Origin of the sequence: Proteiniphilum saccharofermentans (assembly GCF_900095135.1) — a bacterium.
GTDB lineage: Bacteria > Bacteroidota > Bacteroidia > Bacteroidales > Dysgonomonadaceae > Proteiniphilum > Proteiniphilum saccharofermentans.
Genome location: NZ_LT605205.1, coordinates 2,527,617 through 2,549,538, shown reverse-complemented (window position 1 = coordinate 2,549,538; position 21,922 = coordinate 2,527,617). Strand labels below are relative to the sequence as shown.

Annotated in this window: 18 protein-coding genes; 11 read left to right on the top strand and 7 right to left on the bottom strand. The window is 46.0% G+C overall.

All coding sequences use genetic code 11. From position 1 onward, the window contains the following. Window positions 1–91 precede the first annotated feature (91 nt). The gene (galE, locus tag PSM36_RS10075; protein WP_076930790.1) at window positions 92–1,123 is read left to right on the top strand and encodes a UDP-glucose 4-epimerase GalE; all 1,032 of its coding nucleotides are present in this window, start codon (window positions 92–94) and stop codon (window positions 1,121–1,123) included. A gap of 46 nt (window positions 1,124–1,169) precedes the next feature. Here the strand turns inward: galE and PSM36_RS10070 are convergent, their stop codons facing one another. Together PSM36_RS10070 and PSM36_RS10065 are read right to left on the bottom strand one after the other, a co-directional pair. Beyond that, on the bottom strand, window positions 1,170–2,006 hold the full coding sequence (locus tag PSM36_RS10070; RefSeq protein WP_076930789.1) for a phosphatidate cytidylyltransferase: 837 nt from the start codon (window positions 2,004–2,006) through the stop codon (window positions 1,170–1,172). Between the two features lie 24 nt (window positions 2,007–2,030). Then, window positions 2,031–2,474, bottom strand: a complete 444-nt coding sequence (locus PSM36_RS10065; RefSeq protein ID WP_076930788.1) for a DUF5606 family protein — start codon at window positions 2,472–2,474, stop codon at window positions 2,031–2,033. Between the two features lie 261 nt (window positions 2,475–2,735). Here PSM36_RS10065 and PSM36_RS10060 point away from each other — a divergent pair, with 261 nt between their 5' ends. The 8 genes from PSM36_RS10060 (at window position 2,736) to PSM36_RS10025 (ending at window position 13,577) form a co-directional block, all read left to right on the top strand. After that, window positions 2,736–3,938: a lactonase family protein gene (locus PSM36_RS10060; RefSeq protein ID WP_076930787.1), complete on the top strand. Its 1,203-nt coding sequence runs from the start codon at window positions 2,736–2,738 to the stop codon at window positions 3,936–3,938. 198 nt (window positions 3,939–4,136) lie between these two features. Continuing rightward, the gene (locus tag PSM36_RS10055) at window positions 4,137–4,778 is read left to right on the top strand and encodes a porin family protein (protein WP_076930786.1); all 642 of its coding nucleotides are present in this window, start codon (window positions 4,137–4,139) and stop codon (window positions 4,776–4,778) included. Between the two features lie 277 nt (window positions 4,779–5,055). Next, complete coding sequence (locus tag PSM36_RS10050; RefSeq protein WP_232001411.1) at window positions 5,056–6,138, top strand: sensor histidine kinase; 1,083 nt, start codon at window positions 5,056–5,058, stop codon at window positions 6,136–6,138. Between the two features lie 199 nt (window positions 6,139–6,337). Further along, on the top strand, window positions 6,338–7,105 hold the full coding sequence (locus PSM36_RS10045; protein ID WP_076930784.1) for a LytR/AlgR family response regulator transcription factor: 768 nt from the start codon (window positions 6,338–6,340) through the stop codon (window positions 7,103–7,105). 253 nt (window positions 7,106–7,358) lie between these two features. Then, window positions 7,359–8,870 carry a TolC family protein gene (locus PSM36_RS10040; RefSeq protein WP_083711009.1) on the top strand — a complete coding sequence of 504 codons (1,512 nt, stop codon included), beginning with the start codon at window positions 7,359–7,361 and terminating at the stop codon, window positions 8,868–8,870. 42 nt (window positions 8,871–8,912) lie between these two features. Then, window positions 8,913–9,980: an efflux RND transporter periplasmic adaptor subunit gene (locus PSM36_RS10035; RefSeq protein WP_076930782.1), complete on the top strand. Its 1,068-nt coding sequence runs from the start codon at window positions 8,913–8,915 to the stop codon at window positions 9,978–9,980. 45 nt (window positions 9,981–10,025) lie between these two features. Continuing rightward, entirely contained in the window at window positions 10,026–13,184 is a 3,159-nt protein-coding gene (locus PSM36_RS10030; RefSeq protein WP_076930781.1) for an efflux RND transporter permease subunit, read from the top strand. A 75-nt stretch (window positions 13,185–13,259) separates the two neighbouring features. Further along, entirely contained in the window at window positions 13,260–13,577 is a 318-nt protein-coding gene (locus tag PSM36_RS10025) for a PG0541 family transporter-associated protein (protein ID WP_076930780.1), read from the top strand. A 93-nt stretch (window positions 13,578–13,670) separates the two neighbouring features. Here the strand turns inward: PSM36_RS10025 and metA are convergent, their stop codons facing one another. The 4 genes from metA to PSM36_RS10005 all read right to left on the bottom strand — a co-directional run bounded on the left by metA (window position 13,671) and on the right by PSM36_RS10005 (window position 17,544). Next, window positions 13,671–14,606 (bottom strand): homoserine O-acetyltransferase MetA, encoded by a 936-nt coding sequence (metA, locus tag PSM36_RS10020; protein ID WP_076930779.1) that lies wholly within the window; start codon window positions 14,604–14,606, stop codon window positions 13,671–13,673. Between the two features lie 17 nt (window positions 14,607–14,623). Continuing rightward, the gene (pyrI, locus tag PSM36_RS10015) at window positions 14,624–15,076 is read right to left on the bottom strand and encodes an aspartate carbamoyltransferase regulatory subunit (protein WP_019539212.1); all 453 of its coding nucleotides are present in this window, start codon (window positions 15,074–15,076) and stop codon (window positions 14,624–14,626) included. A 268-nt stretch (window positions 15,077–15,344) separates the two neighbouring features. Then, window positions 15,345–16,262 (bottom strand): aspartate carbamoyltransferase, encoded by a 918-nt coding sequence (gene pyrB / locus PSM36_RS10010; protein WP_076930778.1) that lies wholly within the window; start codon window positions 16,260–16,262, stop codon window positions 15,345–15,347. Window positions 16,263–16,341: 79 nt separating this feature from the next. Next, complete coding sequence (locus PSM36_RS10005) at window positions 16,342–17,544, bottom strand: saccharopine dehydrogenase family protein (RefSeq protein ID WP_076930777.1); 1,203 nt, start codon at window positions 17,542–17,544, stop codon at window positions 16,342–16,344. A gap of 281 nt (window positions 17,545–17,825) precedes the next feature. Here PSM36_RS10005 and PSM36_RS10000 point away from each other — a divergent pair, with 281 nt between their 5' ends. Both PSM36_RS10000 and PSM36_RS09995 read left to right on the top strand, forming a co-directional pair. Further along, a complete protein-coding gene (locus tag PSM36_RS10000; protein WP_019539216.1) occupies window positions 17,826–19,130 on the top strand; it encodes a mechanosensitive ion channel family protein in 1,305 nt (434 codons plus the stop codon). Window positions 19,131–19,279: 149 nt separating this feature from the next. Beyond that, entirely contained in the window at window positions 19,280–20,362 is a 1,083-nt protein-coding gene (locus PSM36_RS09995; RefSeq protein ID WP_076930776.1) for a 3-oxoacyl-ACP synthase III family protein, read from the top strand. A 96-nt stretch (window positions 20,363–20,458) separates the two neighbouring features. Here the strand turns inward: PSM36_RS09995 and PSM36_RS09990 are convergent, their stop codons facing one another. Beyond that, window positions 20,459–21,922 carry a flotillin family protein gene (locus PSM36_RS09990; protein ID WP_019539218.1) on the bottom strand — a complete coding sequence of 488 codons (1,464 nt, stop codon included), beginning with the start codon at window positions 21,920–21,922 and terminating at the stop codon, window positions 20,459–20,461.

Sequence of the window (21,922 nt, the reverse complement as noted above, 5' to 3'; positions counted from 1 at the left end):
GATTGGGAGAATGAGGAGGTATGGAAGATCGATAATTAGTAATTAGTAATTGGTAATTTGTAATTGATAATTAGTAATTTGATAAAATATTATGGCAAAAAAAATTCTTGTAACAGGAGGAACCGGATACATCGGTTCTCATACCGTGGTCGAACTGCAACAGGCCGGGTACGAAGTGGTGATTATAGATAATCTGTCCAATTCCAATGCGGATGTATTGGAAGGTATCACCCGCATTACCGGGAAACGCCCTGTTTTCGATAAACTCGATTGTACCGACTTTGAGGCGATGAAGGCATTGTTCCGGAAATATACCTTCGACGGTATCATCCATTTTGCAGCCAGCAAGGCGGTAGGAGAATCGGTGGAAAAACCGTTGATGTACTACCGCAATAATTTAGTGTCATTGGTTAACCTGCTGGAACTGATGCCGCGGCATAACGTGAAAGGGATCGTGTTCTCTTCTTCATGCACCGTTTACGGAGAGCCTGATACGAATCCGATTGATGAGAATGCCCCTGTCAAACCGGCCACATCACCCTACGGAAATACCAAGCAGATCAACGAAGAGATCATCCGCGACTTTGTACATTCGGGCGCTCCCATCAAGAGTATCATTCTTCGTTACTTTAATCCTATCGGCGCCCACCCGTCGGCCGAGATCGGGGAATTACCTTTAGGCGTACCGCAGAACTTAGTGCCTTATATCACGCAGACAGGGATCGGCATACGCCAGCAACTAAGCGTATTCGGTGATGATTACAACACACCTGACGGTTCCTGCATCCGTGACTTTATCAACGTGGTAGACCTGGCTAAAGCGCATGTGATTGCCATTGAACGGATGCTCGAAGACAAGTCGGATGAGAAGGTGGAGATATTTAACCTGGGGACCGGAACCGGCCTTTCCGTACTGGAATTGATCAAGGTGTTCGAAAAAGTATCCGGGAAGCCTTTGAACTATAAGATTGTAGGACGGAGGGAAGGTGATATTGAACAGATCTGGGCACAACCCGATAAAGCCAATAACGTGCTGGGTTGGAAAGCCGTGGAAACCATCGAAGATACCATGGCTTCCGCCTGGAAATGGCAAATGCGTCTCCGGGAAAAAGGGATGATGTGATAGTTTGGGATCATCCCTTTGTTCTTATTCGAAGAAGTGAAATAGTTTAAAGAGAATGGAACAGGATCAGGTAGAGATAAACGGCCGGGACAGTCACCAGGAGACTGTCGATCCGGTCGAGTATTCCGCCGTGTCCGGGAATGAGGTTTCCGGCATCTTTTACGTTGCATGTCCGCTTGATAAGTGATTCGAACAAATCACCTAGTGTACCGAACAGGGCGACCACCACGGCCAATCCCATCCAGAAAGCGGTAGAGAAATCGGGATGGAACCGGTTGAAGATCAGGGAGGCGAGCACAGTGAACAGGATGCCGGCAATAAAGCCTTCTATTGATTTTTTGGGAGAGATATGCTCTATCAGCTTGTGCCTGCCGATCAGAGATCCTATGAAATAGGCAGCCGTATCATTCACCCAAAGGAACACAAAGAGTGCCAGTACCGGAACCCAATTGTATTCGCTGCCTGCCATATCGGGCGAATAGGAGATAAACATGAGCAGGCTCAACGGCATGGTAATATAGACCTGCCCGAACACCGAATAGATGATACCATGAAGGATATCATGCCTGCGCAGGAAAATGGCTGAGGCAATCAGTATTAAGAGATAAGTGAGTATAAAGACAGGTAGGAGATAGGTATAGATACCTTCCAGATAGAGAAAGACCGATATAAAGATGATAACTCCCATCAGGATATTGAATATCTTGCTGATGGCATGGGAGGTGTCTTTCTCAACCATACGGTAAAATTCAAACAGCCCGGAACCCAATATGGCTCCAAAAACTGCAAGGAATGAAAACCGGCCTCCCAGCAGACCTAAAAGGATGACCAGGATGTAAATGATGCCGGCTCCCGCACGGGTAATGATATCTTTTATGTTCATTATAAGATAAGGAATAGTGGAAAATTATTCTTTCCCTTCCCCGGTTTCAGGTTCGTCAGAAGGATTTACCCCTGTTTTGTCCGCTTCTTTCAGGTCGATATTGTGCTCTGTCAAAATATTATACCAGGAAATTAATTTTTTTACATCACCCGCATAGACGCTGTCCCGGCTGTAATCGGGCAATACCTCCGCCAGATAGGCAAATAATTCTTTGCCGGACGCTTTGGATCCCAGGGATACCTGTTTGCCTCCCTCTTTTTCTTTTATTTTTTTAAATACCTCCCGCAACGGAGTATCCCCACTTTGGGTATATATGGATACGTCACTCAGGGCTACCACCTTTTCCTGTGCGTATATGGGAACACGTTTTCCATCGGCAAGCGATTCAACTATATTCATATTTTTATTGGTGGAGATGAGTTTATATAAGCCTGGACGGCCGGTGATGGATAATATTTCGGACAACATAATTAATTTCTGTTTAGCAACCGGGTTTAATTTTTAACGGTGCAAAAATACGGAGTCCGCGCCACATTCGCAAACTTTTTCCCAAAAAGAGAATTTGTTTCGGAAAAATAAGTTACTTTCGTGAAATGCGCTTCGAGCGTAGTGTGCTTTGCACGATAGTGCCTTAGGCGATAGTACTTGCTTTACTTGTGATAACGTCTTCAATAATAATAGTGTGCTTCGTGCGATGATATATGTTTTTGACCGATAAATGTAAGAAAGATGATTAAAAAAATAGTAATGGCAGTAATGACAGCAGCTTTGTTAGTTTCATGCACAGGAAACCGTTCCGGAAAAACAGGCGACAGGAATGCATCGGAGGAGACGCTTCCGGCGATAGAGACTATGGGTGGAGACCTCTTTTTATTGGCAGGAACCTACACTTCCAAAGAGGGCAGCAAAGGGATATATTTATACCGTTTCAATATAGATACCGGGAATTCCGACTCGATCAGCATGGTGGAAGTCGATAACCCATCATACCTGACCTTGAGTCCGGACGAGCGGTTTATTTACACGGTAAGTGAAAATAACGAGTCAGGTAGTGCCGTACACGCTTTTTCGCTCGATAAACGGAGCGGGAAGATGGAACTGCTGAACTCCCACCCTGTGAACAGTAGCGGCCCCTGTTATATCACTATCGACAGTAAAGGGCGGAATGTGCATACCGCAAATTATGGAGGGGGAACCATTACTTCGTTTCAGGTAAAAGAGGATGGCACACTTACTCCAGCCGTCTCGATGATTGCTTTCAAAGGATCCGGTCCTGATCCCATTCGACAGGAGAGGCCTCATTTGCACAGTGTAAGATATTCTCCCGACGGGCAATACTTGTTTGCTGCCGATCTGGGTAGTGATAGACTCTACCGGCTCTCTGTGAACGATACTCCCTTTGAAGGACAACCCGGTTTATTGGAGAATAGCCTGAAAGAATTTGTAACACCTGCAGGTACCGGACCCCGTCATTTCGATTTCCATCCCGACGGAGGCAGATATTTTTACCTGTTAGGTGAGTTATCGGGAGAAGTGATTGTTTTTGATTATGCTTTCGGTGAGTTGACCCAAAAACAGATAATTGCAGCTGATTCGACGGGTGCCAGAGGTAGTGCCGATATCCATGTCTCACCCGACGGGCGTTTTCTATATGCCTCGAACCGGTTGCAGGCCGATGGGATCGCCATCTTTTCCATTGATCCGGACGAGGGGACACTCACTAAAACGGGTTATCAATTGACAGCAAAGCATCCACGTAATTTTGTGATCACTCCTAATGGGAAGTTCCTCCTGGTAGCCGGCAGGGATGATAATAAGATACAGGTGTTCCGCATCGATACCGAGACAGGACTACTGACCAATACCCATCAGGATATCCCCGTCAGTAAGCCGGTCTGCCTGAAGTTTGCAGGAACAGCCCGGAACGACTGACTTTTTCGCCTTCATAATTTTTTCAATTCACATTGAGGTTCAATATCGTTTCAGTATTGGTTTTTCACATTTCAAGCCTCTGATTTTTCGGTTGGATACTTTTTTTGTATCTGGCATGATACTCGTGTACTACTTTTGTATCGTCAGGCTTGAAAAAGATGAACAGCCAAAATTTGTCTAAAATTAAATATTGAAACAATGAAGAAAAAAACAATTTTAGTAAGTTTAGTTGCCCTTATAACCATAGGGATAACAAGTGTAAATGCACAAACACCCATCTACTGGGGCGTGAAAGGTGAAATGAATCTGTCGAACTTTTTACTAAGCGACTTCGATCTGCTTTCGAGTAAAATGAAGGCGGGCCCTAATTTAGGCGGGTTCATGAGAGTCGAATTGCACGAGAATTTCGCACTTCAACCGGAACTGTCGTTTTTCTATAGAAATGCTAAAATGGAAGCTCTCTCGGAAGATGACACATTCAAGCAGTGGGGGATGCAGCTCCCGGTATATGCTTTAGGTCAATACAGAACCTATAATGGATTATTCTATGGAGGTATTGGACCGTTCGTAGGATTGGGTTTTGATGCAAGCCTCGATGATCTTGACATAGACCTGTATAAAGAAGTAGCGGGGAAAACGCCTATGAACCGTTGGGATTTTGGTCTCGGGCTCTTGCTGGGATATGAGTTCAACAGTGGGTTGCAAGTGAACGCGGGGTATCAGGTCGGACTGGTTAATCAGGCGGACGAGTTGACCGCTTTGAAAAATGTGATCAGCGGTTCTGATGATGCTAAAATGCGGACACAAACTGTGAACGTAGGCATAGGATATCGTTTCTGACAAAAGCAGAACGCTGAACCCAAAGAGATTGTCTCAAGATCCGGCCATAGAGGCCGGAAATGGAACCTCATTCGATGCCCAACATGAAGAAAAGTGTGTGACGACATGGAGATGGGCCGGGTTTTGATACGGGTGTCTAATTGAGACAATCTCCTCGAACAGACACTTTTTTTGATCCCGATGAACATTTGCCTGACAACGGATGTTTATCGGGTCTTTTCTCTCTTGTTTTCCGTACATTTGTGAGTCTGTTATAATAGAAATGGCAATTGAAAAAATGAAATTACGAAAAGAACGATTTTTTATTCTCAGTTACAATAGAAAGACGGCGCTTATCGCGTCGGTCATCATCAGTTTTATCCTGGCGTTTGTCATGCTCTCGTCGTCGATGTATTACTCCATATCGTTAGATAAAAACAGCGGGGTACGGCTGGTTGATATTATTACTCCGGAGTCTGTTGTGACGCTGTTAGCCAATACGTTGTTTTTCTATTTTGTTTTTCAGCTGCAATTTTGGGCGGTAACGCACTTCCTGAACCGGCCGTATAAAATGTGGCTGTTCTTATTGGGGTTGTTCGTGGTGATCATCTTGTTGAGCCCCCTTTTTTCACAGATGCAGTGGTGGTGGTTTCGTGATGAAGTATCGCCCGGAGCCTATTCCACACTGCACTATGTGAAAGACCTGATCATCTTTATTATCTCTTTTCTCTTTACGATATTGATCTATTTTATCAATCAGAATCAAAAGAGGGTGATCGAAAACCAACACCTTGTTTTCGAGAGTCTGCAAAATCGGTATAATGCACTCAAGAACCAGACCGATCCGCATTTTCTGTTCAATTCGCTGAATACGTTGAACGGATTGATCGGATATGATGATCAACGTGCCAAAAATTATGTGGAACAACTTTCCCATGTGTTCCGTTATACGATGCAGAGTAGGGAGGTGGCCAGATTGGTTGATGAGTTGGAGTTCGCAGAGTCATATATCTATCTGATGAAGATCCGGTATAACGACGGGTTGGATGTGCAAATACGTATCGACGATGAAAAAAAGGGATATTATATGATCCCGTCAGGACTGCAAATACTCATTGAGAACGCCATCAAGCATAATGTCGTCAGTCGGAAAAAACCTCTTCGTATCGTGATCGAAACCCTGCCGGATGACAAAGTGCGTGTGGAGAATAACCTGCAGATAAAAACCGGGGAGAGGGAGAGTAGCGGGTTGGGGCTGTCGAATCTGAACGAACAATACAGATTGATGTTCGGAAAAGAGATCATTGTCTGTTCTGCCCACGGGCTATTTTCCGTTGAGATCCCGCTCATAAAAGATATGGATATTTATAAGGGTAAGTAAAGGCACCTTCGATGAAACCGGCATGGTTAAAATAATCGTTGAACATGCAAAGGAACTATTTCGTTAAGCGAATACAGAGGCAAAACTTGTTTTGACTATGTTGAGCGTATAAATAGTCTAATGTAATTGAATGATTATTTTAATCATCAATGGTTCCATCTGGCGATAGTGTGAAAAAATAAGAAATAAAAACAAACAGATGAAAATAGTAATTGTAGAAGATGAATTTGTTGCCGCACAAAACCTGGAGCGGATGATACAAGAAGTGGATGGAAGTACGGAAATTCTGGCCGTGCTGCAAAGTGTGGAAGAGTCTGTAGAGTGGTTTTCGATAAACGCTTCCCCCGATGTGGTTTTTATGGATATTCATTTGGCCGATGGTGATGTTTTCTCGGTTTTCGAGGAAGTTGAAATCCTTAGTCCCATTATCTTTACTACCGCCTACGATGAATATGCGTTAAAAGCATTCGAGGTAAACAGCATCGACTATCTGCTGAAACCGATCATCAGGCAGGATCTTGAGAGGGCGATGAACAAGCTCACTTCATTAACCTCCCAACAAAATAACAGAGAGCTTGTCTCGCAAATCATGCAATCGATGCATGAATCGAAGATACCCTATAAGAGGCATTTCCTCATTCCGAATAAAGACAAGCTTACCCCGCTGCCGGTGGATGAAATTGCCTATATCTATACCGAATTTAAAATAGCAAAAATTATCTGTTTCAATCAAAAGACATTCTCTCTGGACAATTCCCTCGATGAGTTAATGAGCCAGTTGAATCCGGCCCAATTCTTTCGTGCCAACCGGCAATATATTGTATCACATCGCGCCATAGAGGATATGTCAATTTGGTTCGGAGGTAAGCTGGCGGTAAATCTTTCGATGGAAACGCCCGAACGAATCATTGTAAGCCGGGCGCGCAATCGTGACTTTAAAAACTGGTACATGGATAATATCCTATAGACTTTCTCTCACCTCCTTATCTTTCTTGTTGTAAATACCGCTCGATTCCTCTTGCCGGAAGGGCTTGCTATTCCCTTTGGTTATTCCCGACCGGAAATGTTGATTATTCCCCCCCCTGTCACGCTACCCTGTAATCGCTTTAAAGTACGTTATCGTCGTTTAAAGATTCAATTTTTCCAACTCGGTATTTTTTTCAAAACAGGGTCAGCTGTTGTTTCATAATTTTGCAGCCGTAAATGTAGAATGAAAACAGATGAAAATGAGAATTATGAATCCAGACAAACAGCAATTTACCTGTTTATTGACACTGATCACACTCTTTGTTTTCCCTCTCTCTGCCCAGCAAAAACTCACGCTCGATGTGTGCCGTACGTTGGCGCTTGAACAGAACAGGGAAATTCGTATCGCGCAAAATGAGATGCAGGCAGCCACCCATGCCAGAAAATCCGCGCAAACACAATATCTTCCCAAAGTAAGTTTCGGAGGGGCATGGTTACGTACAGGCAAGGCTATTCAACCGCTGGAGAATGACCTGTTCCTTCCGGTAGTGCCGTTCAACACCATTGATCCCGCAACGGGGAGGTTTAATCCGGAAGCGTTGAAAGATCCCGAGACGGCTGTGAACACGCTTGTCTTCAATCCTGAAACAGGGGCGCCCATGGTCGATCAGGCGGGGAATCCCATCTTTAAGAACTACGCGATGCTGCCGGCCGATAAACTTGTTTTTGACCATAAGAACAGTTATTATGCCCGTTTTACCGTTACCCAACCGATCTTTACGGGTTTTAAAATCACGGAAGCCAACCACATTGCCAGGCGAGCTGAAAATATTGCCAAAGAGAAGGAGGTGCTGACCCGGGCGGAGGTCGTGGCCAAGACCGACGAAGCTTTTTGGCGTGTGGTGTCGCTACAGGAAAAATTGAAGCTGGCAAATGCTTATGAAGCGTTGCTCGACAGGCTGGTCACCGACCTCGAGAATATGTATGCCGAGGGTATCATTACGCGGAATGATGTGTTGAAAGCCCAGGTAAAACAAAACGAAGCAAAACTGAAAACATTGCAGGCCGAAAACGGATGCGCGCTCTCAAAAATGGCGCTGGCACAGATTATCGGGATGGAAGAGAGCGAGATAGAGGTCGATACGGATACTATGGAAAAGCCTCCGCTTTCCATGCCGGCTTCTTTCTACCAGGAAATCTCTCCCGATAACCGGGCAGAGATAACCATGTTGAAGGAGAAGGCAGCCATCATGGAGTCGAAAAGAAATATCGAACGTTCCAGATTTATGCCCGATGTGGCGCTTACCGGGGGGTATGGATGGATGAATCCTAATCCCTACAATGGATTGAGAAGTGAGTTCGGGGGAAATTGGAGTGTGGGAGTAATGGTCTCGATACCTATTTTTACTTGGGGTGAACGCCGACATGATCTCCATGCCGCGAAGCTGAAGACGAAGAATGTACAGCTTGAACTCAACGAAGCCCGCGAAATGATTGACCTGCAAATTCGCCAGAATCGCTATCGATACAGTGAGGCATTGAAAAAAGCGGAGATGACCGGGCTTTCCAGAAAGCAGGCTGAAGAAAATATGCGCATGGCAAAAGAGAACCTGATGGAAGGCCGGAGCCGCCTGACTGAATTGCTTGAAGCCCAACTGCAATGGGAGAATGCCTCCTCGGAACATATCGACGCGCTGGTGGAGATGAGGACAACACTTCTGGAACTGGATAAATCGACAGGCGAGATTTACAATCACCTTTATTGAGGCTTACTTACATTTTAAACAAAAAATATACATTACAACACAATGATGCAACTGACAAATAAAATAGCTTACACAACCTGTTTGCTCGCCATTTTTGCGGGCGGATGCAGTACAAAAACGACAGAGAACAGCGGTCATTCCGCAACAAGTCCGGCAACTGCGACAAAAGTCACTGTGCAGGTTGCGAAAGAGATGGCGTATATTCCCGTGTTGAATTTTACAGGTACGGCCGAAGCAAACAGGGAAGCTGCTCTCGGAGCTTCTATCCCGGGACGGGTGGAGAAGATTCACTTCTCCAAGGGCAGTTATGTCCCGGAAGGAGCCGTGATAGCCGAGATGTCGGACGAAATGCTGATTCAGGCACAAATTGAATTGGAAACGATTCGCAAGGATTTTGAACGGATAAGCCGCCTGAAAGAAAAAGAGAGCGTGAGCGTGATGGACTACGACCATATGAAGGCCAAGTTCGACGCGTCGCAAACCAAAGTAAATATGCTGAAGAAGAATACCTCTATTACCGCTCCTTTCGGGGGAGTATTAACCGATATAACGGTGCAGGAGGGAGAGAATTATACGTTTGTCCCTTCGGTAAGCTCCGACCTGAAAATGCAGAGCGGTATACTTACCATACGCCAGCTCAATCCGCTGAAAATAACTGTAGAAGTGAACGAAAAAGAGATTAACTCCATCAGCCGGGGACAACATGCGGATGTGGTGTTTGATGCTTATCCGGATGAACCCGTTTCAGGGAAAGTGAGCTATATTTCACCTGTCCTGTCGTCGGTGACCCGTACCGCCACGGTAGAGGTTACCATTCCCAACAGGGAAATGAAATTGAAACCGGGTATGTTCGGCAGGGTTTCGATCTCGATGCCGCAGACAACCGGCGTGTTTGTTCCCGTAAATGCCCTGTACAGGCAACAGGGAACGGGCGAAGACTACCTCTTTATGGTCGTCGACCAGAACCGGGTCACCCGTCGGAAAGTCACGCGTGGCGAATCAAAAGGGAACCTTGTCCGGATCCCCGAAATCCGTGCCGATGAGTATGTGGTTGTCGATGGGAAAAATAAATTGGACGACGGTTCGCTTATTGAAATGGTGAATAAATAACAGGGAGTTTATCCTGCTTTTGATCATCTTATAAACAATATACAAATGAAATTACCCGAAATAGGTGTGAAAAGACCTGTGGCAACCGCCATGCTGTTCATAGCAATTATCCTGCTGGGAATCGTATCGCTCAAGATGTTGCCGCTTGACCTGATGCCGGAAATGGAGTTCCCTTCCGTGACGGTGATCACCGTATATCCCGGAGCCTCGGCCAACGAGGTGGAAGAACAGGTCACCAAGCCATTGGAAACCGTGCTCTCTGCCGCAGAGCGTTTGACGGAAATCAAATCGACATCGAAAGAGAACGTCTCATTCATTCAACTCAGTTATGAATGGGGAGGTGATGTGACCTCCGCGGCAAACAATGCGCGCGACCTGATCGAGTTGGGAAAGAATCGACTGCCGGCAGCAGCACAACAACCCATTATCTACAAGATCAACTCCTCGATGATGCCGGTTCTGGCGTATGCCATCAATGCCGATGCCCATTACAACGGTATCGAGCATATTGTGGAGGAAGATATCGCCTCTGCCCTGCGCAAGGTGGAAGGGGTGGGGACAGTGCTCTATTTGGGACAACCCGAACGTGAGATAAAAGTAAATATCAATCCGCAACAGATGAAGGCATACGGACTGTCAACGTCGCAGATATCCACGATGCTTAAAGCCAATAACATCAATATCCCCGCGGGAAACATCAATCTGGGTGTGTACGATTTCTCTGTGCGTGTGCCCGGGAAATTCGAATCGGTGGATGAAATAGGTAATACGGTGTTGAAAGCGTTCAACGGTCAGGTTGTACGGTTGAGAGATGTGGCCGACATCGAGGATACGTTCAAGGAAAAAGAATCGTTTGCCCGTAATCACATCGGCGAAGGAGTGGCTTTGATGGTACAGAAACAGTCGGGAGCCAATACCGTGGAGGTGGTGGATGCCGTCCGTGCGAAGATGGCAGAGCTTGAGCAACAACTACCTGCAGATATCCGGGTGAACGAGGTGCTCAGCTCGGAAGAGATCATTACCGGTTCCATCAGGAACCTCACCTCTTCTATATGGTACGCCCTTGTCTTTGTAACGTTGGTTGTCCTTATGTTCCTGCGTGAGTGGAAATCGAGCTTCATTGTCTTCATCACCATGCCGGTATCTCTTATTTCCGCATTCATAGCGATGTATATCATGGACTATACCATCAACATATTTTCGTTGATGTCGCTCGTGATTGCCATAGGAATGGTGGTGGATAATGCGATCGTGGTGCTCGAAAATATCACGCAGCATATCGAAAAGGGAGCCGATCCCAAACAGGCGGCTATCTTTGGAACTTCGGAGATGGGCATGGCTATTATTGCATCAACGGCGACAACATTGGTGGTATTTCTCCCGCTCCTTTTTATGGGGGGGATTGTAGGAATCATGTTTAAACAGCTTGCCATTCTTACGGTCGTCTGCATGACCATGTCGCTCTTCGCGGCGCTTACACTCACTCCTATGCTTTCGTCGAAGCTGCTGAAGAGGACTCCTCGCGATAAGGAAGAACAGCGCCGTTCTAAACTCTATACTGCCAGTGAAAAGATATTCAACCGGATCGAAGACGGGTACAAACGGGTACTGGGATGGGCGGTTTTTCATAAAGGCGTGACGTTGGTCGTGGCACTGCTTGTTTTTGTGTTAACGATGTGGTTAGGCAAACGAATAGGTACCGACTATATTCCCGATTTTGACGCGGGAACGGTATCCGTAGTGTTCGAAACCGAAGTAGGAACGGCGGCAAATCAAACAGACAGCGTCGGGCAGCAGATATTAAAAATTATGCTCGACGAAATACCTGAAATAGCCGACGGCGCCATCGCGTCGATCTCGGGGCAGACACGTGACGGGGCGCTTACAACCGTAGGTTTCAAAGAGGGGAAAAACGTAGGGACGGTACTTTGTCACCTTGTGCCGGTTGAGCAACGGAGTCGCTCTGCCGCCGAAGTGGCCGAATCTATCCGTCAGCGGGTGGAAGCGATCCCGCAAATAGAGGAAGTGAGTATACAGGGAGGGAGCGCGCTGGCTACTGCCGTAACGGGAAATAAAAAACCCATCGAAATTATTGTTTCCGGAAATGATCTGGATAAAATCAAAGCTGTGGCTCTTGATTTTGAGAAAAAAATGATAGCCGAGAAGTCGTTTACCGATGTCACAACCACTGTCGATCCCGGCAAGTTAGAGGTACAGGTGCGGGTCGATAAGGAGAAAGCATCACAGATGGCATTAAATGTTGCCATGGTGGGGATGCAGGTACGGCAGAACCTGTACGGCACCGAGTCGGGTGAGTTTACCGAAGAGGGAAGCGATTACGGTGTGGTGATACAATATGCGCCGGAGTACCGCAATGAAGTGTCGAAACTCCGTGAAATGCAGATTACCAACCTGCTGGGGCAACAGATACCCCTCTCGTCGGTTGCCGATATTGTGGAAGAGAGCGGTCCGATTGAGATACAGCGCCTGTCACAACAGAGATATGTGAAAACTGTCGCCAATTTAAATGATATCTCCCTGGGTGAAGCTACCCGGCTGGCCCAGCAGTTGATCGATGAAACCACCGTCCCGGAGGGTATAACCGTTGAGATCGGTGGACAGGTAGATGACCAGTCTTCATCATTTCAATCGCTCTATCTGATTTTCTTTTTGGGTATAGCGCTGGTGTATATGGTGATGGCGGCGCAATTTGAATCGTTTAAAGACCCCTTTATCATTCTTTTTGCCATTCCCTTTACCCTTGTGGGGGTTATCCTGGCGTTCTTTATCACCAATATCACGTTAAGCGTTGTCACCTTCATCGGACTGATCATGCTTGTAGGGATTGTAGTGAATAACGGAATCGTGCTGGTCGACTATACCAATATGCTGCGTAAACGGAACTATTCTCTTCGTGATGCCGTGATGGAGGCCGGGCGCTCGCGTCTGCGCCCCGTACTGATGACCTCGCTTACCACCATCCTCGGTATGTTGCCCATGGCGCTCAGTACAGGAATGGGAAAAGAGATGTATGCCCCGCTGGGTGTCACGATTATTGGCGGACTGTTCGTGTCGGTGCTCACCACCCTGATACTGGTTCCCACCATGTATACGGCGCTCTATCACCGTACATTGGTAAAGGATCGTATCTCGGTACGATTGGGCAAGGGAACAGATAAAACAGAAGAGAATAGGACAAATTAATCACTCATTGTTTTTGTAGTGGGAGGGCGATGAAAGATTGCGCCTCCCGCTATAAACATTAATCATAGTTTTAAAATGAAGTTTATCTATATTACATGTAACGTAAGTATGCTGGAAACCCTGACACTTTTCCTCAATGAAATGGAGTATGCCGATTATCAGGTAATAGAGCAGGTGACAGCCATGAGCCGGTGGGGAGAACCCCGGCAAAATACCGCCGTATGGCCGGGTTACAACTCTGCCATTATTGTGCAGGAGGTTGATCCGGTGAAAGCAAAGGGGTTGATCGGAGAAATCAATAAGATGAATGCGGCAGCGTTCAACAACAGTGAACTTGTCGCCGCCTACATGTGGGGAATAGAGGAGTACACCGTGGTAAAACCGGTTGAATGACCGGGTCAGGGTAAAAGTAAAAACAGATCGGATGAGGGAATATGCTCTTGAGATGAGCGTTTCCCTTACCGGTGTTTCCAGGCTACTAATGTTTTACAACTCTCCCAACTGTGCAACCTCTTCGATGTTGAATGGAGTGGCCTGATATACAAAGTAATTCAACCAGTTTATGTATAACAGATTGGCGTGAGATCTCCATTGCACTAACGGGGGTTGTTCAGGATCATTGTTCCTGTAATAGTTTTCAGGCAGTGCGACAGAGTCCATCCCTTTCTCCTTGTCACGTATATATTCCTTATGCAGGGTGGAAGGAGAGTATTCGGAGTGGCCGGTTACGTAAAACTCCCTTCCGCCACGCGAAGTGACAATATATACGCCGGCTTCATCCGATTCGGAGAGAATGGTCAGAGCGGGATGCCGGTTGATCTCTTCGGCCAGGATAGTGGTATGCCTGCTGTGAGGTGCATAGAATTCGTCATCGAAGCCGCGGAACAAGGGGAATGAAGGATCGTTTATCCTATGCTTGAAAACGCCGAAGAGTTTTTTCTCCAACGGATATTTATTGATACCGTAAAAATGATGCAATGCAGCCTGGGCCCCCCAGCAGATATAGAAAGTGGAGGTGACATGCGTACGTGCCCAATCTAAAATCTGGGTGAACTCTTTCCAATACTTCACCTCATCAAAAGGCAGCATTTCTACCGGTGCTCCGGTGATAATCATCCCGTCGTAATAGGCATTTTTTATTTTGGAGAAATTGGTGTAAAACGACATGAGGTGCTCGATAGGCGTATTCTTGGGAGTATGCGTGGAGAGTCCCAGAAATTCAATCTCAACCTGAAGCGGAGAATTGGACAGAAGGCGTATAAGATCGGTCTCGGTCGTGACTTTGACCGGCATCAGGTTGAGAATCAGGATTCTCAGCGGACGTATATCCTGTGTGGATGCACGCAAATCGTCCATCACAAAAATATGCTCCTTTTTTAATATCTCAATCGCGGGTAATTTATCGGGTATATTGACGGGCATAATTAGTTCAATTTCAATTATAGAAGGACTACTTCTTCTTTTTTTATTTTTACTTCGCAGTAGTGGCACTGAAGTTCCACTTTTTCTTTGTCTGTCACATGGAACCGGGTTTTCATCGGTTCATTGTTGGTGATACATTTGGGATTGTTGCACTTCATGATCTCCACAATCTCATCGGGAAGTACCACCTTCTTTTTCTCTACCACCTCGAAATTACGGATAATATTCAAATTTACATTAGGCGCAACCAAAGCAATACGGTTGAGTTCATCTTCACGGAAGAATTTATCCGATACCTTGATGATCCCTTTGGATCCCATCTTGCTGCTCTTCAGATTATTGCCGATAGTGATCCGGTTGTTCAGTTTCTGCAGTTGAAGCAGTGAGACCACTTTGAAAACGGCATCACTGGGTATATGATCGATGGCTGTGCCATTCTCGAGCGCTGCAACCTGTAGTTCTTTTCCCATAGTTTTTTTAAAAATTACTAATTACTAATTACCAATTACTAATTATCAATTACAAATTACCAATTACAAATTAGCGATCTTTTTCGGTTCGTTGGTCTCCCGGTCTCCCAGCCTCCCAGTCTTCTCAATCTCCCAGTCTGACCTTCCTGCCATTTTTCACCATTCGTTTCGCGCAATCTGCTCCTGCCCGGCAAACCCAAGTAAACTTGTTTTACTCTCACTTACTCACAGATTTCACTATTAATTTTCAACTTTCAATTTTCAATTTTCAATTATCTACGATTCCCATTAAATCACAAATAATTGCCTGGCGTGTATACATCCCGTTCTTTGCCTGTTCAAAATAGTAAGCTTTCGGGCTCTCATCCACGTCCTGGTCGATTTCTTTCACGCGCGGAAGCGGGTGCAGCACCTTCAGATTCTCTTTAGACTCATCCAGCATACGGTTATGCAGGATATATACATTCTTTACTTTTTCATATTCCATCAGGTCGGTAAAACGTTCTTTCTGCACGCGGGTCATATAAAGGATGTCGGCGCTGTTGATCGCTTCGGGGGAGAATTCCGTAAATTCCCTGTAAGGGATCTGTTTGTTGTCGCAGAACGTTTTGTACTTGTCGGGGATATGTAACTCTTCCGGCGCCACGAAATTGAATGTAGGATTGAAGTGGGAGAGTCCCTGGATAAGCGAGTGTACCGCACGCCCGTATTTCAGGTCGCCCACGATGGTGACAGTGAGGTTTTCTAATGTCCCCTGCGTCTCGTAGATGGTGAACAGGTCGAGCATTGTCTGCGTGGGATGCTGGTTTGAACCATCCCCGGCATTGATTACGGGTACGGGCGATATCTCCGAGGCGTAGCGGGCCGATCCTTCCAGATGGTGGCGCATAATGATGAGGTCGGCATAGTTGCTTACCATCATGATGGTGTCTTTAAGCGACTCCCCCTTAGTGGAACTGCTGGTGGCCGAGTCGGAGAAGCCGATGATACGTCCGCGCAGACGGTTAACTGCCGTCTCGAAACTGAGCCTTGTACGGGTAGACGGCTCGAAGAAAAGCGTGGCACACACTTTTCCCTGCAACAAATCACGGTCAGGATTCTGCTTGAACCTGGAAGCACTTTTGATGATACGATAGATATCATCCCTGTCGTAATCGACGATATTGACTAAACTTTTGATCCCCATTTGTCTCTGTTTTGAGATTATTGACAAAATTAGAAAAAAACCTTGCAATTGGTAATGCAAGGTTTAAAAATAATTTCTTTTATACTTCCATATCTATGTCGAACTGTTCGTGCCAGGGCAATCCCTGTTTATTGAGTTGATCCATGAAGGGATCGGGATCGAACTCTTCTACGTTGAATACGCCCGGTTTCTTCCAGATACCCTGCAAAAACATCATGGCCCCGATGGTTGCCGGTACGCCGGTAGTATAGCTTACACCCTGGGCACCGGTCTCTTTGTAAGCCTCTTCGTGGCTACAGTTATTATAGATATAGTAGGTACGTTCTTTACCGTCTTTAATACCCCGTATACGGCATCCAATGGATGTCTCTCCCGTGTAATTCTCTCCCAGTTCGCCGGGATCGGGAAGTACCGCTTTCAGAAACTGGATAGGTACAATCTTTTGTCCGTTGTATTCCACTTCATCGATCCGGGCCATACCGATGTTCTGGATCACACGCAGGTGGGTGAGGTACTCCTGTCCGAAAGTCATCCAGAAGCGTGCCCGTTTGAGGGTGGGGAAGTTCTTCACGAGCGATTCCAATTCCTCGTGATAGATCACGTAGGACTCTTTGGGGCCGATCTCGGGGTAGGTGAGCGGCTTGTGGATTTCGTGCGGCTCCGTTTCAACCCATTGCCCGTTTTCCCAGTATTTTCCTTTTTGTGTTACTTCGCGGATATTGATCTCGGGATTGAAATTGGTAGCAAAGGCTTTACCATGATCGCCAGCGTTGCAATCCACAATATCGAGATAGTGGATCTCATCGAAATGATGTTTGGCGGCATATGCCGTAAAGATACTTGTCACTCCGGGATCGAAGCCGCAGCCGAGGATGGCTGTCAGTCCCGCTCTTTCGAACTTTTCTTTATAGGCCCACTGCCATTTGTATTCGAACTTGGCTTCATCTTTCGGCTCGTAATTGGCCGTATCCAGATAATGTACGCCACATTCCAGGCAGGCATCCATGATGGTCAGGTCCTGATAGGGCAACGCTACATTAATCACCAATTCCGGTTTTTGCTCGTTGAACAGCTTTACCAATTCCGGTACATTGTCGGCATCCACCTGTGCCGTCTGAATGGTTACACCTGTACGGCGTTTCACATCTTCAGCAATGGCATCGCATTTACTTTTGGTACGGCTTGCCAGCATAATATCGGTGAAGATATCGCTGTTTTGTGCCACTTTATTGGCTACCACTGTTCCCACACCACCGGCGCCAATGATCAGTACTTTTCCCATATTTTTGTTAAGTTGTTTAGATATAATAAATATTAAGAGCAATTCCTTCATCTCTTCATAGCAGAGTAAGGACTGCCTTGACAAATCCTATCCTACAAATATACAATGAATCCATGAAATGAGGCGTGTTTCACCTAAAAATTGTACCTTTGTTGTCTCATCACTTCATCTGATGATGTATTAATTAGTTAATCAAATAACGCATGTTTTGATTCCTGACCCTGATAATCTTTGCGCTTAATCTTTGTGCTGTCAGGCTTCTTTAAAAGACAAATAATTTTATGAACGAAGAGAACATCCAACAAATTTCACGTTCGACCAATGCTGTCAGCGATTGGTCCCTCCAATTACTCCAAAGCCTCGGAATTACGGATACCTGGGCTAAGTATATCAACCTGGTCATCCTGTTGATAGTATTAACAGCATTGGTATTTATAGTGCAATACCTTACCCGTACTATCCTGAAGAAGATACTCAACCGTTTTGGGAAGATTTCACGCGCCGAATTCCCTAAAAATCTTTCTAACAGAAGATTTCCTCATTACCTGGCAATGGTGATACCCTATAGCCTGGTAAAAGGTTCCATCCCTATTATTTTTGACCAATTCCCGAAAACAATGGTGTTGATCAATAAATTAATCGATATTTTCCTGATATTCTATGTGATATGGCTTCTGATGTCTGTTCTTAATGCATTCTTCGACTCGCTTGCCAAGAAACCAAGGATGAGGGATAAGCCGCTGGAAAGTTATGCCCAGGTGGTGAAGATTGTGCTCTATTGTGTCGGCTTTATCGTCTTTTTCTCTATCCTTACCGGACAAAATCCTGCTCATATCCTGACCGGCCTGGGAGCCCTTTCTGCCGTATTGATGCTGGTATTCAAAGACCCTATCCTTGGATTTATGGCCAGTATCCAGGTGTCGGCCAATGATATGGTGCGTATTGGTGACTGGATCACCATGCCCAAGTATGATGCAGACGGGGATGTGTTCGAAATTTCACTCACTACCGTGAAAATAAGGAATTTCGATAAGACCATTACCACTATCCCTCCTTACTCACTGGTGTCGGAGTCGTTCCAGAACTGGCGCGGTATGGTAGAGACCGGCGGGAGAAGATTAAAACGTTCCGTTTTCGTGAAACAGTCCACCATCCGGTTTATGAAGGATGACGAGTTGAAAGAACTGGAAAGGATAGGACTTATTTCGGATTATATCCGTTCAAGGAGTGCAGAGATCGATGAGTACAACAAGGCGAGGGGTGTGGACAAGTCACTTTCCATCAATGGAAGAAATCTGACCAATATGGGCCTTTACAGACATTACCTGCTCTCTTATCTGAAAAATCATCCTGATGTGCATCAAGGGCTGCTGATACTGGTACGCCAGTTGCAACCTACTTCAAAGGGACTTCCCCTGGAACTCTATTTCTTTACTGCTACAACCAATTGGCTTAAATATGAAGATATATGTTCCGACGTGCTTGATCATGTGACAGCAGCAGCTAAATATTTCGACCTGGAACTTTACGAGGATGTCTCTAATCCGGTCATCACCAAAATACCCGAAACCGGGATAACCCATTAATACAATTAGTTTTCCGTTGATTAAAATGGTTATTTTTACCTGTTTGTGGTTTATTTAGAAAAAATCATGTACTTTTGTATTCCCTAACAGGAAGTAGAGAGGTAAAAAAAGAGATACAAGGTTATCAAGTCAATTAAGAAAGATTTACAATGAGTAAGCTTTATAGTGTTTTTACCGGAACAGGCAGTTATGTTCCTGCCAAACAGATAAAGAACGAGTTTTTTCACAATTACGAGTTTTATGACTCTACCGGAGAAAAATTGCTCACGCCCAACGAGGAGATCACCCGGAAATTTGAAGAGATCACCACTATTGCCGAGCGGCGCTATGCCAGCGATGATGAGTCGACTTCCGATCTGGCTCTTGTAGCATCCCAGAGAGCTTTAGAGGCGGCCGGAGTGGATAAGGAGGAACTCGATTATATTATTTTTGCCCATAACTTCGGTGAGACAACCAAGGATAATATGCGGATAGATGTATTGCCTACGATGGCTGCCCGTTTGAAGCAGAAACTGGGCATTGCCAATCCCTCTGCCGTAGCATATGATATTTTGTATGGTTGTCCGGGGTGGGTGCAGGCGGTTATTCAGGCCGACTACTATATCCGTTCCGGTGATGCAAAGAAGATATTGGTTGTAGGGGCAGATGTACTGTCACGTATATCCGACCCGCACGACCGTGACAGTATGATCTATGCCGACGGTGCAGGCGCAGCGGTCATGGAGGCGAGAGAAAGCGATACTCCTGTAGGTGTTATCGGTCATAATTCGCGTAGCGATGCATTGGAATATGCCAATATGCTTTATCTTGGATATTCCTATAAACCCGAATTGGCAGAGAAAAAAGAATATTACCTGAAGATGAATGGCCGGCGTCTTTATCAGTACGCCCTTGAGAACGTGCCGAAAGCCATTAAAGCCGGACTTGATAAATTGAAATTGCATGTCAATGAAATCGGTAAGGTACTGATCCATCAGGCAAACGGGAAGATGGACGATGCTATCCTGAAGCGGTTATTTAAATTGTATAACCTCAAGGAGGTCCCTGAACATATTATGCCGATGACTATTTCATGGTTGGGTAACTCATCGGTGGCTACCGTCCCTACGTTGCTCGATATCATTACACGTGGTGAGATGGATGGGCATACCCTCAGAAGCGGAGACAATATTGTATTGGCTTCGGTAGGTGCCGGTATGAATATTAACAGTATTGTTTACCGGGTTCCATAAGGTTATTCTTACTTTACCCCTAAAAATTGAGGGTGGAATTGCTGTAATGTGATTCCACCCTCTTTTGCTCTACTTCTACTTGAGATTTTAGATCTTCTATTCCTCTTTTTCAGTCTCTTCTTCCACCGGGATTATTTCCGGGCGGTCTTCCCCTTTCAAATAATTAGGAAGGTTCATTCCCGCCATGTTGAACAGATCATCGAGGGGTGGAATAGTTTTCATCAGTCCCGATACGAAGTTGGCAGTAGATCCCTTGCCCTGTTCGTTATTGCCCGCGTCCCAGACGGTCACTTTATCTATCTTCAGATTCTTCACTGCTTCGACCTGCGTTTTAATCAGTTCAGGAAGTTTCTCGATCATCAGCAATTGATAAGCTTTGTCGGGATTTCCACCTGCGGCGGAAACCACATCTCTGTATCCTTGTGCCTGCTTACTGAGGATTTCGAATAGCCCACGCGCTTCCGCATCCATCTTGGCAAAGATAGCGTCGGCTTCCCCTTTTGCCTGTACGCGGATACGTTCGGCCTCGGCTTGTGCGTCGATGATCGCTTTCTGTTTGGCAATTTCAGCCGGCACCACGATATTGGCTGTTTCGGTGGAACGTTCGCGTTCAGCACGTGCATTCTCCGCTTTTTGCTCTGCAGAATAGGCTTCTTCCAGGGCTTTTGCCTGCTGTACCTTTTCTGCTGCTACGGCAATACGTGCTGCCTCGGCTTCTTTTTCACGGCGTGCGGCATCGGATTGGGCGATGGTGATTTTTGCCGTATTTTCTCCTTCCACCGCTGTGGCATTGGCTTCCGATGTTTTGATACGAGTCAGTTTATCGGCTTCGGCTTTGCCGATCGCTTCGTCTTTTCTGGCCGAGGCAATGTTCACCTCACGGTCTTTATCGGCCACGGCCTTACCGGTTTCACCAATCTTTTCCTGTTCCGCCACACTTATTTTGGCTTCGTTAATCGCTTTGGCTGCGGCTTCCTTACCCAACGCTTCAATATATCCCGATTCATCCCTGATGTCGGTTACGTTCACATTGATAAGCTTCAGGCCCACTTTCTTCAATTCTGAATCTACGGTCTTAGAGATGGCCTCGAGGAATTTATCACGGTCGGAGTTGATCTCTTCGATCGACATGGTGGCGATCACCAGACGTAACTGTCCGAAAAGAATATCGGATGCCAGTTCCCTGATTTTATCGGGAGTAAGGCCGAGTAACCTTTCAGCTGCGGTATTCATTAATTCCGGTTCCGATGAGATGGCAATGGTAAAGCGGGAAGGAACATCTACACGAATATTCTGTCGGCTCAATGCATTGGTGAGATTAGCCTCTATTGATAACGGTTTCAGGTCAAGGAACGCATAATCCTGAATGACGGGCCAGATAAAAGCACCACCGCCATGGATACATCGGGCCGATGACCCGCCGGTCCGTCCGTAGACGACCAGTATCTTGTCGGAGGGACATCTCTTAAAGCGCGATGCCAATGCCAGGATGGTGACGAAGATGACGACTGCCAGGACAATAATTAAAAACATGGGTGATGAAAGCATTTCGGGTGTCAT

Coding starts and splice junctions, on each gene's coding strand:
- galE (WP_076930790.1), top strand. CDS start 92: ATGGCAAAAAAAATTCTTGTAACAGGAGGAACCGGATACATCGGTTCT.
- PSM36_RS10070 (WP_076930789.1), bottom strand. CDS start 2,006: ATGAACATAAAAGATATCATTACCCGTGCGGGAGCCGGCATCATTTAC.
- PSM36_RS10065 (WP_076930788.1), bottom strand. CDS start 2,474: ATGTTGTCCGAAATATTATCCATCACCGGCCGTCCAGGCTTATATAAA.
- PSM36_RS10060 (WP_076930787.1), top strand. CDS start 2,736: ATGATTAAAAAAATAGTAATGGCAGTAATGACAGCAGCTTTGTTAGTT.
- PSM36_RS10055 (WP_076930786.1), top strand. CDS start 4,137: ATGAAGAAAAAAACAATTTTAGTAAGTTTAGTTGCCCTTATAACCATA.
- PSM36_RS10050 (WP_232001411.1), top strand. CDS start 5,056: ATGAAATTACGAAAAGAACGATTTTTTATTCTCAGTTACAATAGAAAG.
- PSM36_RS10045 (WP_076930784.1), top strand. CDS start 6,338: ATGAAAATAGTAATTGTAGAAGATGAATTTGTTGCCGCACAAAACCTG.
- PSM36_RS10040 (WP_083711009.1), top strand. CDS start 7,359: ATGAAAATGAGAATTATGAATCCAGACAAACAGCAATTTACCTGTTTA.
- PSM36_RS10035 (WP_076930782.1), top strand. CDS start 8,913: ATGATGCAACTGACAAATAAAATAGCTTACACAACCTGTTTGCTCGCC.
- PSM36_RS10030 (WP_076930781.1), top strand. CDS start 10,026: ATGAAATTACCCGAAATAGGTGTGAAAAGACCTGTGGCAACCGCCATG.
- PSM36_RS10025 (WP_076930780.1), top strand. CDS start 13,260: ATGAAGTTTATCTATATTACATGTAACGTAAGTATGCTGGAAACCCTG.
- metA (WP_076930779.1), bottom strand. CDS start 14,606: ATGCCCGTCAATATACCCGATAAATTACCCGCGATTGAGATATTAAAA.
- pyrI (WP_019539212.1), bottom strand. CDS start 15,076: ATGGGAAAAGAACTACAGGTTGCAGCGCTCGAGAATGGCACAGCCATC.
- pyrB (WP_076930778.1), bottom strand. CDS start 16,262: ATGGGGATCAAAAGTTTAGTCAATATCGTCGATTACGACAGGGATGAT.
- PSM36_RS10005 (WP_076930777.1), bottom strand. CDS start 17,544: ATGGGAAAAGTACTGATCATTGGCGCCGGTGGTGTGGGAACAGTGGTA.
- PSM36_RS10000 (WP_019539216.1), top strand. CDS start 17,826: ATGAACGAAGAGAACATCCAACAAATTTCACGTTCGACCAATGCTGTC.
- PSM36_RS09995 (WP_076930776.1), top strand. CDS start 19,280: ATGAGTAAGCTTTATAGTGTTTTTACCGGAACAGGCAGTTATGTTCCT.
- PSM36_RS09990 (WP_019539218.1), bottom strand. CDS start 21,922: ATGACACCCGAAATGCTTTCATCACCCATGTTTTTAATTATTGTCCTG.